The 12,998-nt window shown below is 66.0% G+C and carries 15 protein-coding genes; 9 read left to right on the top strand and 6 right to left on the bottom strand.

Annotation, left to right across the window (positions count from 1 at the left end):
- Positions 1-69: 69 nt before the first annotated feature.
- The gene (tnpA, locus tag HLAC_RS02170) at positions 70-450 is read left to right on the top strand and encodes an IS200/IS605-like element ISHla16 family transposase (protein WP_012659656.1); all 381 of its coding nucleotides are present in this window, start codon (positions 70-72) and stop codon (positions 448-450) included.
- On the top strand, positions 447-1,721 hold the full coding sequence (locus tag HLAC_RS02165; RefSeq protein ID WP_012659667.1) for an RNA-guided endonuclease InsQ/TnpB family protein: 1,275 nt from the start codon (positions 447-449) through the stop codon (positions 1,719-1,721). The genes tnpA (HLAC_RS02170) and HLAC_RS02165 overlap by 4 nt, the downstream gene beginning before the upstream one ends.
- A gap of 30 nt (positions 1,722-1,751) precedes the next feature.
- Here HLAC_RS02165 and HLAC_RS02160 read toward each other — a convergent pair whose 3' ends face one another.
- The 5 genes from HLAC_RS02160 to gatB are packed head-to-tail and all read right to left on the bottom strand — an operon-like array spanning position 1,752 to position 5,041.
- The gene (locus HLAC_RS02160; RefSeq protein ID WP_049933147.1) at positions 1,752-1,979 is read right to left on the bottom strand and encodes a hypothetical protein; all 228 of its coding nucleotides are present in this window, start codon (positions 1,977-1,979) and stop codon (positions 1,752-1,754) included.
- Between the two features lie 6 nt (positions 1,980-1,985).
- Positions 1,986-2,795, bottom strand: coding sequence for an SAM-dependent methyltransferase (locus HLAC_RS02155; RefSeq protein WP_012659674.1), 810 nt, complete (start codon positions 2,793-2,795; stop codon positions 1,986-1,988).
- A 47-nt stretch (positions 2,796-2,842) separates the two neighbouring features.
- Complete coding sequence (locus tag HLAC_RS02150; protein WP_012659673.1) at positions 2,843-3,331, bottom strand: GNAT family N-acetyltransferase; 489 nt, start codon at positions 3,329-3,331, stop codon at positions 2,843-2,845.
- Positions 3,328-3,546 (bottom strand): ubiquitin-like small modifier protein SAMP2, encoded by a 219-nt coding sequence (gene samp2 / locus HLAC_RS02145; protein ID WP_012659672.1) that lies wholly within the window; start codon positions 3,544-3,546, stop codon positions 3,328-3,330. Before samp2 ends, HLAC_RS02150 begins: the two co-directional genes overlap by 4 nt.
- A 7-nt stretch (positions 3,547-3,553) precedes the next feature.
- Positions 3,554-5,041, bottom strand: a complete 1,488-nt coding sequence (gene gatB, locus HLAC_RS02140; protein WP_012659671.1) for an Asp-tRNA(Asn)/Glu-tRNA(Gln) amidotransferase subunit GatB — start codon at positions 5,039-5,041, stop codon at positions 3,554-3,556.
- 345 nt (positions 5,042-5,386) lie between these two features.
- On the opposite strand from gatB, the gene HLAC_RS02135 reads away from it, so the two are divergent.
- From HLAC_RS02135 to HLAC_RS02115, 5 genes are all read left to right on the top strand, one after another.
- Positions 5,387-6,082, top strand: a complete 696-nt coding sequence (locus HLAC_RS02135) for a phosphoribosyltransferase (RefSeq protein ID WP_012659670.1) — start codon at positions 5,387-5,389, stop codon at positions 6,080-6,082.
- A 9-nt stretch (positions 6,083-6,091) separates the two neighbouring features.
- Complete coding sequence (locus tag HLAC_RS02130; RefSeq protein ID WP_012659669.1) at positions 6,092-6,751, top strand: HD domain-containing protein; 660 nt, start codon at positions 6,092-6,094, stop codon at positions 6,749-6,751.
- Between the two features lie 154 nt (positions 6,752-6,905).
- On the top strand, positions 6,906-8,318 hold the full coding sequence (locus HLAC_RS02125) for an FAD-dependent oxidoreductase (RefSeq protein WP_012659668.1): 1,413 nt from the start codon (positions 6,906-6,908) through the stop codon (positions 8,316-8,318).
- A gap of 200 nt (positions 8,319-8,518) precedes the next feature.
- Positions 8,519-8,899, top strand: a complete 381-nt coding sequence (tnpA, locus tag HLAC_RS02120) for an IS200/IS605-like element ISHla16 family transposase (protein ID WP_012659656.1) — start codon at positions 8,519-8,521, stop codon at positions 8,897-8,899.
- Entirely contained in the window at positions 8,896-10,170 is a 1,275-nt protein-coding gene (locus HLAC_RS02115) for an RNA-guided endonuclease InsQ/TnpB family protein (RefSeq protein WP_012659667.1), read from the top strand. Before tnpA (HLAC_RS02120) ends, HLAC_RS02115 begins: the two co-directional genes overlap by 4 nt.
- 47 nt (positions 10,171-10,217) lie before the next feature.
- Here HLAC_RS02115 and HLAC_RS02110 read toward each other — a convergent pair whose 3' ends face one another.
- Positions 10,218-11,645, bottom strand: a complete 1,428-nt coding sequence (locus HLAC_RS02110) for an HD domain-containing protein (protein ID WP_012659666.1) — start codon at positions 11,643-11,645, stop codon at positions 10,218-10,220.
- Between the two features lie 128 nt (positions 11,646-11,773).
- Here HLAC_RS02110 and HLAC_RS02105 point away from each other — a divergent pair, with 128 nt between their 5' ends.
- The gene (locus HLAC_RS02105; RefSeq protein ID WP_012659665.1) at positions 11,774-11,965 is read left to right on the top strand and encodes a hypothetical protein; all 192 of its coding nucleotides are present in this window, start codon (positions 11,774-11,776) and stop codon (positions 11,963-11,965) included.
- The gene (locus HLAC_RS02100; protein ID WP_012659664.1) at positions 11,965-12,960 is read left to right on the top strand and encodes a YeiH family protein; all 996 of its coding nucleotides are present in this window, start codon (positions 11,965-11,967) and stop codon (positions 12,958-12,960) included. Before HLAC_RS02105 ends, HLAC_RS02100 begins: the two co-directional genes overlap by 1 nt.
- The last annotated feature ends 38 nt before the right edge of the window (positions 12,961-12,998 follow it).

Below are 12,998 nucleotides of genomic sequence, written 5' to 3'. Positions count from 1 at the left end.
CGCCGACGATGGCATAGACGGGGTTTCCAACGCAATCATTAACCCGTCCGACCGTGATAGTATGCATAGATGGTGAAGAGTACCCGTCACGCGAAATACGAACTCTACTACCACATAGTGTTCGTGCCGAAATATCGGCGTTCGCACCTGACGGGGAAGACGAAGGAACGTCTCGAATCCATCTTCGCGGAAATCTGTGAGGACAAGGGCCTCGAACTGGCCGAGTCCGAGGTCATGCCCGACCACGTACACCTGTTCATCGGGAGTCCACCGAAGAACGCCCCGTCGCTCATCGTCAACTGGGTGAAGGGCATCTCCGCCCGCAAGTACAACCAGCGGTACGACGACCGCGTGAAGTGGACTCGTTCGTACTACGTCGGAACAGCGGGAAGCGCCTCGAAGGGCGCTGTCGAACAGTACATCGCTGAACAGGAGGGTGACGACGAATGAAGCGTGCCAACACTTTTGAGGTCGTGCCACAGACCGAGAACGACAAAGAGTGCCTCCTACGGCTACTCGATGCATCCGCTTCTCTGTGGAACGAACTGACCTACGAACGTCGTCAGAACTACTTCGGTGACGGCGACGTGTGGGACACTTCCGAGTACCGAGGACGCTACAACGGCGTCGTCGGAAGCGCGACTGTTCAACAGGTCACGCGCAAGAACAGCGAAGCGTGGCGGTCGTTCTTCGCCCTCAAGGAGAAAGGCGAGTACGCCAACCCACCGTCGTACTGGGGCAACGAGGAGGACGGACGCGAACTCCGTACCTACATCCGATGCAACCAGTACACGATTGAGTGGGGGAAACGTAGCCGTCTCGAAATCCCTGTCGGGCAAGAACTGAAAGACGAATACGGACTCGGCTACCACGAACGACTCCGCCTCGAAGTCCGAGGCAACCCGAAGTGGGACGGCAAACAGGGTCGTCTGGAACTTGAGTACGACGAGGTTAGCGACACGTTCAGGGCTTTTCAACCAGTCACCGTACCTGATTCTCGACTGGATTCACCACTGGCTTCGGAAGAAGCCGCCCTCGACGTTGGAGCGAACAATCTCGTCGCGTGTTCCACGACTACTGGGAACCAGTACCTCTACGACGGTCGTGAGTTGTTCGGACGGTTCCGCGAGACGACAGACGAAATCGCCCGCCTACAGTCGAAACTCCGAGAGGGTCGCTACTCCTCGAATCGGATTCGACGGCTGTACCGACAGCGGACGAAGCGTCGTGACCATGCACAGAACGCGCTGGTGCGCGACCTCGTTGAACGGCTGTACGATGAGGGCGTGGCGACGGTGTACGTGGGCGACCTGACAGACGTGCTGGAAGCGCATTGGTCGGTCAGGGTGAACGAGAAGACGCACAACTTCTGGGCGTTCAAGAAGTTCATCCACCGTCTCGCGTGCGTCTGTGAGGAGTACGGCATCAGCCTCGAAACCGAGTCGGAAGCGTGGACGAGTCAGACGTGTCCCGAGTGTGGCGACCACGAGAAGACGGTTCGCCACGAGGATACGCTGACGTGTCCATGTGGCTTCGAGGGGCACGCCGACCTCACGGCGTCAGAGACGTTCCTTCGGGAAAACAGCAATTGCGAAATCAGGCCGATGGCACGGCCCGTGCGATTCGAGTGGGACGACCACGACTGGTCGGGGAAACTATACCCTCACGAAAGTCCCAAAGAAGTGCGCACGAACCCGCAAGTTGCCTCCGTGGGTCGGTAGCCGAACCCTCAACGGAGGAATCCTCGCGCTTTAGCGCGGGGAGGATGTCAACGCCACTCCGACGACAAACACCGTCGCGGCGGTAACCAGCCCGGAGACGAGCGCGCCGCGCGGACTCGTCGTTCCCGTCGCCAGCGTGGTCGCCGAGGCGCCTCCGCCCGCGACCGCGGCGCCGCCCGCGATCCCGCCGAGCCCGATACAACAGAGGCTGAGCAGTCCGACCAGCGACAGCGATCCGAGGATTCCGTCACCGCTCACGGCGCCTCACTCACCCTCGTCGCTCTCGTCGGAATCGGGAGTACCCACGTCGACGCGTGTCGCGAACCCGAACCGCGGCTTGGCGTCGACGACCTCGACGGTCACCGTCTCGCCGACATCGGCGTCGGAGACGAAAATCGAGTACCCCTCGACGTACGCGATCCCGTCGCCCTCGTCGCCGCGCTCCTCGACCGTCACCTCGATCCGGTCGCCGGCTGCAACGGGGGCGGTGTTCAGCCCCTTGGCGACGAGGTACACCTCCGAGGAGGAGTCGCGCGAGGCCGGCGGCGAGACCGTCCGGAGGTACTCGAACTCCGCGCGGACGTCCTCGCGGAACGCGTCCAGATCCTCGCCCTGGAACACCTTCACGACGAAGTCGCCGCCGGGGGCGAGCAGCTCCTCGGCCACGTCGAACGCCTGCCGCGCGAGGTGGACCGACCGGGCGTGATCGAGGGCGTATTCGCCGGTCATGTTCGGCGCCATGTCCGAGATCACCACGTCCGCGCCGCGCTCGCCGATCGCCTCGCGCAGGTAGTGGCGGGTGCGCTCCTCGGTCATGTCGCCGCGGATCGTCTCCACGTCGTGGTCGTCGAGGTCGTCGATGCGCTGGAGGTCGACGCCGACGACGGTCCCCGACTCTCCCACCTCCTCGGCGGCGACCTGCAGCCAGCCGCCGGGCGCGGCGCCGAGGTCGACGACGGTGTCGCCGCGCTCGAACAGGTTCGCCTCCTCGTCGATCTGTTTCAGCTTGTAGGCCGACCGGGCGCGGTACCCCTGCTGTTTCGACTTGTTGTAGTACTCGTCCTTTCCACTCATTGCCCCGTCGTAGATCGTCCGGCCGTTTATCGGCGTCGTTCGCCGGTTCACTCGGCGTCGGCGCTGCCACCGCCGGCCGGGCAGCGACCGCGCAAACGGCCCGTCTCGACTTCGTCGCGTTCGCTGTCGACGGCGAACCCCAAATCGATGTAAAATCCCTTCAGTTCCGGATCGAACTCGGCGGTGACGACCGCACTCTCGGCGTCGCGCTCGGCGCGCCGCACCGTCTCGGCGACGAGCGCGGAGCCGATCCCTCGGCCGCGACGCGCCCGCCGGACGGCCACGGCGTCGACGTGAACTCGGTCCGACTCGGGCCGCGTCGCGACCAGCGCGCCGACGACCGCGTCCGTTCTTTTAAACCGGGCGACGAGTGCGTCGCCCGCGTCGATCGCGGCGTCGACGGTCTCGGCGTCGGTCTCCAGCATGGCGGCGTCGAGCACGCGGAGAATATCGAGGCGGTCGTCGGGTGAGGCCGTCCCGATTTCGATATTGTCCGGCGAGTCGGGCGAGTCGGACGGGTCGCCCTCCCCGCTCACGCGCCGCCGCCCGTCGATCCGCCCTTGATAAGCCTGAGCAGCCGGACCGATTCGGCGTCGACGAGGCGGTCGCCAGGAACCGGCGAGCCGTCGACCAGCGCCGACGCCTCCTGAGGATGGTAGCCGGCCTCGCGAATGAGGTCGGCGTAGGTGGCGTCGTCGGGGAGGTCGTACTCCGCCGTCCCCTCGCCGACGACCTCGACGGTGACATGCATCGACGACCTACCCGTCCAGCTCCTCGCGGAGCAGCCCGTTCACCTCGCCCGGGTCGGCGCTCCCGCCCGTCGCCTGCATCACCTGTCCGACGAGGAAGTTGATCGCGCCCTCGTCGCCGTCGTGGTAGTCGCTCACGGCGTCGGGGTTGTCGTCGATGGCGGCCGTGACCGCGGCCGCGACCTCGCCGGAGTCGGCGACGCCGAGCCCCTCGCGCTCGATGACGGTCTCGGGGTCCTCGCCCGCGTCGAGCATCTCACGGAGGACGATCTCCTCGGCGTTTTTCACCGTGAGCTCGTCGGCCGCGACTAACTCGATCAGGCGTTTGAACTCGTCGAGGCGGTCCTCCACGTCCGTAATCGACATCTCCCGGTAGTTGAGCTCGCCGAGGAGGTTGTCGGCGACCCACGTCGCGGCGAGTTCGGGGTCGAACTGCTCGGCCACGTCCTCGAAGAAGTCGGCCACCGCCTTCGTCGAGGTGAGCTTCGAGGCCGATTCGCGGTCGAGCCCGTACTCCTCGCGGAAGCGCTCGCGGCGGGCGTCGGGCAGCTCCGGGATCGGAATCTGCGATTTCCAGTCCGACACCTCCAGCGCGGGGAGGTCGGCCTCCCGGAAGTACCGGTAATCCTTCTCGGCCTCCTTCGAGCGCATGGAGACGGTGACGCCGCGCGCCTCGTCCCAGTGGCGCGTCTCCTGTTCGATCTCGCGGCCGCGCCGGAGGACGTTCTCCTGCCGGGTGACCTCGTACGCGAGCGCCTGCTCTGCGCCCTTGTGACTGGAGATGTTCTTCACCTCGGCGCGGTTCACGTCGGCGAGGGCGTCGTCGCTGATCGTCCCGTCGGCGGCGACCTCGCTCTCGGGGACCAAGGAGACGTTGGCGTCGACGCGCAGGCTCCCGTCGCGGGTCGGGTCGAAGACGCCGAGGTACTCCAACACCTCTTCCAGCTTCGCCAAAAAGGCGCGAGTCTCGGCCGGTGACCGGAAATCCGGTTCGGTGACGATCTCCATCAGGGGCGTCCCGGCGCGGTTGTAGTTCACCAGGGTGTGGGTGGCGGTCTCGATCGAGCCGCCGGCGTGCTGGAGGCTCCCGGGGTCCTCTTCGAGATGCGCGCGGGTGATTCCGATGGTTCGGGGCTCGCTGTCGACGCGGACCTCAAGCTCGCCGGACTGGCAGATCGGGGCGTCGTACTGGGTGAGCTGGAAGTTCTTCGGGAGATCGGGGTAGTAGTAGTTCTTCCGGTGGAACGTCGTCGTCTCGGGGATGTCGGCGTCGATCGCCTTGCCGATCTTCACGGCGGCCTCGACGGCGCCCTCGTTGAGGACCGGCAGCGCGCCCGGCAGCCCGAGGCAAGTCGGGCACGTGCGCGTGTTCGGCTCCTCGTCCTCTTCGGGCTCCGTCGAGCAGCCGCAGAAGATCTTCGTGTCGGTCTCGAGCTGGACGTGAACCTCCAGCCCGATCACGACCGTCCGCTCCTCCGTCGCGGCCTGAGTACTCATTACCGACCCGTTGCGGGCGGGTCACCTAAATCGTGTCGGGACCGATACGATGCGTGTTTTATTGGTGGATCTGGATGGATTCTCGTGTTCGCGGTTCCTCTCTCCGTCGTCGCCGTCGGTGACGCCGAGAACCTTTCCAAAGCCCCAGCCGCTTGCTTATAAATCGTCGACGACGGACCGACGGCGAACACCGCCAAAGCCCCAGCCTCGCCGCGGTGACTCCGCGTAGGTCACAGCACGTGGGTCACGGTTCCGCGTGGGTCACGGCGTCGTCCTCGCTCCGGTCGTCGTCTTCGAGGAGCGTTGCTAAACCCTTATCAGCGCGCGGGTGGGAGGAACGGCCGTATGAGCGATCTCCCGGACGACTTCGACTGCACCCTCACCAACTGGGAGTACATCTACGGGCTCTGCCGCAACGTCTCCAACGCGGTGAAGCGCGCCGACTTCGAGCCGGACGTGGTCGTCGCGCTGGCGCGCGGCGGCTGGTTCGCCGGGCGATGCATCTGCGACTTCCTCGGGCTCAACGACCTCACGAGCCTGAAGATGGAACACTACGTCGGCGCCGCCGAGAAGAGCGACGAGCCCCAGATCCGCTACCCGATGCCGGAGGGAAGCGTCGAGGGGAAAGACGTCCTGATCATCGACGACATCGCGGACACCGGCGGCTCGATCCGCCGCGCCGAGGAGTACGTCGACGACCGGGACGCGGGCGAGGTCCGGACCGCCACGCTCCAACTGCTCGGTACCTCCGAGTTCCAGCCCGACTTCGTCGGCGAACGGCTCGAACAGTGGACGTGGGTCGTCTACCCGTGGAACTTCCTCGAAGACATGATCGACCTCACCGAGGGCGCGATGGAGCGCGCCGACCAGACGGTCTTTGACCGGGAGGACGTTCGGCACTACCTCGACGAGTTCCACGGCATCGGCCGCATCGAGATGGAGGTCGCCCAGGCCGGCCGCCTCGACGAGGTGCTCGACGAGATGGTCCGCCGCGACGTGGCCGACCGCGCCGGCGAGAACGCCTGGACGCTCGCCGAGTAGCGCCCCGCGATGAACGCGGACGACGAATCGGATCCGAACGACGACAGCTCCGACGCCGGTCCCGCGCTCGACGCCCTCCTCGACGCTTACGCGCTGAAAGACGAGCGGCGCACGGGCTGGCAGCTCCGCGGCGTCGACGCCCCCGAGTCGGTCGCCGCGCACACGTGGGGCGTCGCGTACCTCGTGTTGGCCCTCGGCGACCAGTTCCGGGAGGGCCTGCCCGGCCTCGACCTCGACCGCGCGCTCCGGCTCGCCGTCGTCCACGACGTGGCGGAGGCCGAGACCGGCGACGCCGCGACGCGCGCCGATTCGACGGCGGACTCGGTGGACGCCGCCGCCAAAGAGGCGGCCGAGCGCGCGGCGATGGAAGACCTCGCGGGCGCGCTCCCAGACCGTATTCGCGACGCGTGGGAGGACTACGAGGCCCGCGAGTCGCCCGAGGCGATACTCGTCAAGGAGTGTGACCTGCTCGACGTCTGCCTACAGGCGGTGCTCTACGAACGCGGCGGCCGGTACGACCCCGCCGGCGGCGACCCGGGAGCGTTCCGCGAGTACGACGACCTCGACGAATTCTTCGCGACGACCGAACCCCGCCTTCAAACCGAGACCGGTCGGGAGCTGTTCGCCCGGCTCCGCGAGCGGTACCGGACCGCTCGCGACGAGCCGTAGCCCGTCGGGGCCCTCCGTCAGGGTCGCTTCGAGTACGACAGTTGTCGAACTTCAAAAACGACGACTGTAGGGACTCTACCGCCGGATCGGCGGCGAAGATAGCAAGAACGTTAACGACCGAGCCCGTTCTGAAGAGTGAGAGCTTTCACCACGCATGTCCGAGAACACTGATCTGATCATCGTCGGCGGGGGGATAAGCGGGGCGTCGCTTCTGTACACGGTGGCGAAGTTCACCGACATCGATGACGTGACGCTGATCGAAAAAGAGCGGGAGATCGCCGCGATCAACTCCCACCGGACGAACAACTCCCAGACGCTGCACTTCGGCGACATCGAGACGAACTACACCCTCGAAAAGGCCGAGGAGGTCAAGGAGGGCGCCGAGCTGCTGGCGGGCTACCTCGAAGGGACCGACCCGGACCGGGAGATGCACAGCAAGCGCAGCAAGATGGTCCTCGGCGTCGGCGACGAGGAGGCCGCCAAGCTGGAAGAGCGCTACCATCAAAACGGATTCGGCGACCTCTACCCGAAGCTCCGAGAGATCGGCCGCGAGGAGATCGAGGAGCTAGAGCCGAAGGTCGTCGAGGGCCGCGACCCGACCACGGCGCTCAAGGCGCTCCAGACACCGGACGGCTATGTCGTCGACTACGGCGCGGTCGCGAAGTCGTTCGTCGACGCCGCCCGCGAGGAGGACGGTGTCGGCGTCCACCTCGGCACCGCGGTCGAGAACGTCGACGAGGGGTACGACGGGTTCACGGTCGAGACCGACGACGGCGACTTCGAGGCCGACGCGGTCGTCGTCGCCGCCGGCTCCCACAGCCTCCAGTTCGCCAAGGAGATGGGGTACGGCGAGCACATGTCGCTGCTTCCGGTCGCGGGGAGCTTCTTCCTCGCCGACGACCTGTTGAACGGGAAGGTGTACACGCTGCAGATGAAGAAGCTCCCGTTCGCGGCGGTCCACGGCGACGCCGACGTGCACGACGGCGGAGTCACGCGCTTCGGCCCCACCGCGAAGCTCGTCCCCGCACTCGAACGCGGCCGACTCTCCACCGTGAGCGACTTTGCCGACGTGTTCGGCTTCTCGCCGGCGTCGGTCCTGAGCTACGTCAACATCCTCTCGGACCGCATCCTCTTCCCCTACGTCGTGCGCAACCTCGTGTACGACATCCCCGAGATCGGCAAGCGCGCGTTCCTCCCGGACGTCCAGAAGGTCGTGCCGAGCGTCGACGTCGACGACATCGAGCGCGCGAAGGGGTACGGCGGCGTGCGCCCGCAGATCGTCAATACGGAGACCAAGGAGCTCGACATGGGCGAGGCGAAGATCACCGGCGACGGGGTTCTGTTCAACATCACGCCCTCGCCGGGCGCGTCGACCGCGCTGAAGAACGCGATGACCGACGTACACACGGTTCTCGACTTCTTCGACGAGGACCACGAGTTCGACGAGGCGGCGTTCCGCGAGGCGACGATCGAGAACTTCCCACGGGTCGACGCCGACGCGGAGGCAGGCGCTGAGACCGAGGACGACGGCGCCGACGATCACGCTACCGCCGAAGCCGACGACTGACTCGGCCGGCGACTGTCCCGGTCGACGACTACATCGGTCGACGACTGCACTCGCTGTCGCGAGTTACGGAAAATTCGAGGCGAAAGCCTCGCCCTTCAGGGCGGGGATGAAGCCGACCAACAGTATTCAACCGCCGACGATGGCATAGACGGGGTTTCCAACGCAATCATTAACCCGTCCGACCGTGATAGTATGCATAGATGGTGAAGAGTACCCGTCACGCGAAATACGAACTCTACTACCACATAGTGTTCGTGCCGAAATATCGGCGTTCGCACCTGACGGGGAAGACGAAGGAACGTCTCGAATCCATCTTCGCGGAAATCTGTGAGGACAAGGGCCTCGAACTGGCCGAGTCCGAGGTCATGCCCGACCACGTACACCTGTTCATCGGGAGTCCACCGAAGAACGCCCCGTCGCTCATCGTCAACTGGGTGAAGGGCATCTCCGCCCGCAAGTACAACCAGCGGTACGACGACCGCGTGAAGTGGACTCGTTCGTACTACGTCGGAACAGCGGGAAGCGCCTCGAAGGGCGCTGTCGAACAGTACATCGCTGAACAGGAGGGTGACGACGAATGAAGCGTGCCAACACTTTTGAGGTCGTGCCACAGACCGAGAACGACAAAGAGTGCCTCCTACGGCTACTCGATGCATCCGCTTCTCTGTGGAACGAACTGACCTACGAACGTCGTCAGAACTACTTCGGTGACGGCGACGTGTGGGACACTTCCGAGTACCGAGGACGCTACAACGGCGTCGTCGGAAGCGCGACTGTTCAACAGGTCACGCGCAAGAACAGCGAAGCGTGGCGGTCGTTCTTCGCCCTCAAGGAGAAAGGCGAGTACGCCAACCCACCGTCGTACTGGGGCAACGAGGAGGACGGACGCGAACTCCGTACCTACATCCGATGCAACCAGTACACGATTGAGTGGGGGAAACGTAGCCGTCTCGAAATCCCTGTCGGGCAAGAACTGAAAGACGAATACGGACTCGGCTACCACGAACGACTCCGCCTCGAAGTCCGAGGCAACCCGAAGTGGGACGGCAAACAGGGTCGTCTGGAACTTGAGTACGACGAGGTTAGCGACACGTTCAGGGCTTTTCAACCAGTCACCGTACCTGATTCTCGACTGGATTCACCACTGGCTTCGGAAGAAGCCGCCCTCGACGTTGGAGCGAACAATCTCGTCGCGTGTTCCACGACTACTGGGAACCAGTACCTCTACGACGGTCGTGAGTTGTTCGGACGGTTCCGCGAGACGACAGACGAAATCGCCCGCCTACAGTCGAAACTCCGAGAGGGTCGCTACTCCTCGAATCGGATTCGACGGCTGTACCGACAGCGGACGAAGCGTCGTGACCATGCACAGAACGCGCTGGTGCGCGACCTCGTTGAACGGCTGTACGATGAGGGCGTGGCGACGGTGTACGTGGGCGACCTGACAGACGTGCTGGAAGCGCATTGGTCGGTCAGGGTGAACGAGAAGACGCACAACTTCTGGGCGTTCAAGAAGTTCATCCACCGTCTCGCGTGCGTCTGTGAGGAGTACGGCATCAGCCTCGAAACCGAGTCGGAAGCGTGGACGAGTCAGACGTGTCCCGAGTGTGGCGACCACGAGAAGACGGTTCGCCACGAGGATACGCTGACGTGTCCATGTGGCTTCGAGGGGCACGCCGACCTCACGGCGTCAGAGACGTTCCTTCGGGAAAACAGCAATTGCGAAATCAGGCCGATGGCACGGCCCGTGCGATTCGAGTGGGACGACCACGACTGGTCGGGGAAACTATACCCTCACGAAAGTCCCAAAGAAGTGCGCACGAACCCGCAAGTTGCCTCCGTGGGTCGGTAGCCGAACCCTCAACGGAGGAATCCTCGCGCTTTAGCGCGGGGAGGATGTCAAGCTTGCTTCGTCTCCCCGACCTCCCGCTCGAACGCCTCCGTGAGCACGCGGATCGCCCGCCGCTTCGTCCCGTCGGGGACGAACACGAAGGGGATCGGCACGTCGAACGCGCGGTCGCCGTACAGCCCCCAATCGCCGACGGACCGCGTCGTCCCGCCGTACGCGATGGGGATGTCCTCCAGTTCGTCGGGGTCGTAGGCCGGCACGTACGACCGGTCGATCCACACCTCGTGGACCGGCACGTCGAGGGCGTCGGCGAGGAGTCGTTCCAGCCGATCGTCGCCCTCGGTGAGCCACGCCGTGAACTCGTCGAGGGCTTCGCCGCCGTCCCCGCCGAGGTCGCCGTCGAGGTCTCGGCCCACCCGGTCGGCGAGCGCGATCCGGTGTTTCCAGCAGGTGGCCGGGAAGCGCCGCCCCCGGAAGCGATCGTACATCGACGCCAGCGTCGAATCGGGGCGATCGCGGGCGGCGATCCGGAGGCGCTCAAGCACCGCATTGTCGTCGAGCTCTCGGGAGAGCACGCCGTTGACCGTAACCGGGCTCTCGCCGGTCTCGGCGGCGTATTCGCCGAGCATCGCCTGGAGGAGCCGGTTCGCGTACACCGACTTGTGGTGCTGGGTGACCCACATGTACAGCGCGATCCGCCCTTCGAGGTAGTTGCCGATGGTCGAGAGCGCCTTCTCGGTGAGCGCCAGGCCCTCCTCGGGGTGAGCGGTGTAGGCGTCGACCATACGGTCGACGTCGAAGCTCAACACGCCGGCACCGGTCATGTAGTTGTCCCGAGTGATGTAGTCGAGCCGGTCCACGTCGATGGGTGAGTGGAGCAGCTGGGCGCCGACCCCGTACTGCCACGGTTCGCCGCGCTCGTACGCGAGGCTGTAGCCGAGCACGTACGCGCACACCTCGAAGGGGTCGACATCGAACGCCCGGAGCGCGTCGCCGTACTCCTCGACGATAATCACGCAGCCGAGTAGCTCGTGCGGGTTCGCCGAGCGGAGCGGGGCGCCGCCGACGCCGGCCGCGTCGAAGGCGTCGACTAAGCCCGTCTCCGCGACGCGCTCCCGGAGTACCCCCTCGTCGAGGAACCCCTCGGAGAGGTGCGAGAAGGGCGGATGGCCCACGTCGTGGAGCAGGCAGGCGCACTCTAAGGTGCGCTGGATCTCTTCCAGTTCGTCGACGGTCGCCTCCCGTGCGAAGTACGACTGCTGTCGGAGGTTCTCGAAGACGGTTCGGCCGAGGTGGTAGACGCCCAGCGAGTGCTCGAACCGGGTGTGATTCGCGCCCGGGTACACGAGGTGCGTCGCCGAGAGCTGGCGGACGTACCGCAGCCGCTGGAACGGCCGGGTGTCGACGACGCCCTCGACGAGCGCGTCCGGGAGCTCGACGTAGCCGTGGACGGGATCTTTGATCTGGGTGGTGGGCATTAGTTGTGGACATGACACCGCCCCGCGAAGTGCCTCTTTCGGTCCTTCCCCGGCGCGATTCAGCTTGTTCTCCTCCCGAAACGCCCCGAGTCCGACCTTATATATAGCGAGCGCGGCGATCCCCACGTATGGTATCGGACGCCGCCGACGGGCCGGGCGATCGGGCGGACAGGACCGGCGACCGGCCGGACGCCGCCGCCCGGACCGGCTCCCCGCTCGTCGATCGGTGGCTCGCACTCGACCGCGGCTGGCAGGCGCTCGTGCTCGGGCTCGCCGTCGTCGCCGCCCACGTCGCGGGACAGGTCGCGGGCGTCTTCTGATGGGAGTCATCTCTGCCGCTCGACCGTACCTCCCCGGAATCGCCTTTCTGGCCGTCGGCGCGATCCTCTCGCACCTCATCGCCGGCGCGGTCGACGGGCTCCAACCACTCGTCGTCGCGGTCGGAATCGGCGCGCTCGTCGGTAACACCGCGGGGACGCCGGACGCAGCGGAGCCCGGCGTCGGCGTCGACAAGCTCTTCTTGGAGACCGGAATCGTCCTGCTCGGCGCGGCGGTCGTCATCGAAGAGTTCCTCGCCGCGGGGCCGACCGTGCTCGGGCTCGTCGTCGTCGCGGTCGGCGGCGGACTCCTGCTCGCGGAGGCGATCGCTCGGGGTCTGTTCCGGCTCGACGGGACGACGCCCTCGCTTTTGGCCGCGGGCGCGAGTATCTGCGGCGTCTCCGCGGTCGTCGCGATCGGGCGCGTGCTCGACGCGCGGGGGTCAGCGATCACGTTCGCGGCGGCGACCGTCCTCCTCTTTGACGCCGTCACGCTCGTCGCGTTCCCGATCGCCGGCGAGTGGCTCGGACTCACCGGCCGCCAGTTCGGCGTCTGGGCCGGCGTGAGCATGTTCTCGACCGGCCCCGTCGCGGCCGCGGGGTTCGCGCACTCGACGGAGGCGGGCCAGTGGGCGACCGTGACGAAGCTCGCGCGCAACTCCCTTCTGGGGGGCGTCGCGATCGCCTACTCGCTCGCGTACACCGCGCGGTCGGCGACCGAGCCCGGCGTGCGGCGGCTGTGGGCGGAGTTCCCGAAGTTCCTGCTCGGGTTCCTCGCGGTCGCGGCGGTCGCGAACAGCGGGCTCCTCTCGCCGGCCGCGCTGGAGTCGATCGGACGGGTGTCGGACGCGCTCTTCACGCTGGCGTTCGTCGGCCTCGGGCTCTCGATCCGGCTCCGGGAGATGCGCGAGGTCGGCGGGGCCGCCGTCGGCGCGGTCCTCGTCCACCTGCTCGTCGTGAGCGCGCTCGCGCTCGCGGCGGTGCGGTGGCTGCTGTAGCTCCCCTTTCACTCCTTATAAGTAGCGAGCGGGCGCAC

Source organism: Halorubrum lacusprofundi ATCC 49239 (assembly GCF_000022205.1).
GTDB lineage: Archaea > Halobacteriota > Halobacteria > Halobacteriales > Haloferacaceae > Halorubrum > Halorubrum lacusprofundi.
Note: the sequence above shows the minus strand (reverse complement) of the source record. Positions and strands in the feature narration are given on the sequence as shown.

Excerpts from the sequence above, each read along its gene's own strand:
- tnpA (WP_012659656.1), top strand. The coding sequence starts at position 70 with ATGGTGAAGAGTACCCGTCACGCGAAATACGAACTCTACTACCACATA.
- HLAC_RS02110 (WP_012659666.1), bottom strand. The coding sequence starts at position 11,645 with ATGCCCACCACCCAGATCAAAGATCCCGTCCACGGCTACGTCGAGCTC.
- HLAC_RS02130 (WP_012659669.1), top strand. The coding sequence starts at position 6,092 with ATGAACGCGGACGACGAATCGGATCCGAACGACGACAGCTCCGACGCC.
- HLAC_RS02155 (WP_012659674.1), bottom strand. The coding sequence starts at position 2,795 with ATGAGTGGAAAGGACGAGTACTACAACAAGTCGAAACAGCAGGGGTAC.
- HLAC_RS02165 (WP_012659667.1), top strand. The coding sequence starts at position 447 with ATGAAGCGTGCCAACACTTTTGAGGTCGTGCCACAGACCGAGAACGAC.
- tnpA (WP_012659656.1), top strand. The coding sequence starts at position 8,519 with ATGGTGAAGAGTACCCGTCACGCGAAATACGAACTCTACTACCACATA.
- HLAC_RS02105 (WP_012659665.1), top strand. The coding sequence starts at position 11,774 with ATGGTATCGGACGCCGCCGACGGGCCGGGCGATCGGGCGGACAGGACC.
- HLAC_RS02115 (WP_012659667.1), top strand. The coding sequence starts at position 8,896 with ATGAAGCGTGCCAACACTTTTGAGGTCGTGCCACAGACCGAGAACGAC.
- HLAC_RS02125 (WP_012659668.1), top strand. The coding sequence starts at position 6,906 with ATGTCCGAGAACACTGATCTGATCATCGTCGGCGGGGGGATAAGCGGG.
- gatB (WP_012659671.1), bottom strand. The coding sequence starts at position 5,041 with ATGAGTACTCAGGCCGCGACGGAGGAGCGGACGGTCGTGATCGGGCTG.
- HLAC_RS02135 (WP_012659670.1), top strand. The coding sequence starts at position 5,387 with ATGAGCGATCTCCCGGACGACTTCGACTGCACCCTCACCAACTGGGAG.
- HLAC_RS02100 (WP_012659664.1), top strand. The coding sequence starts at position 11,965 with ATGGGAGTCATCTCTGCCGCTCGACCGTACCTCCCCGGAATCGCCTTT.
- samp2 (WP_012659672.1), bottom strand. The coding sequence starts at position 3,546 with ATGCATGTCACCGTCGAGGTCGTCGGCGAGGGGACGGCGGAGTACGAC.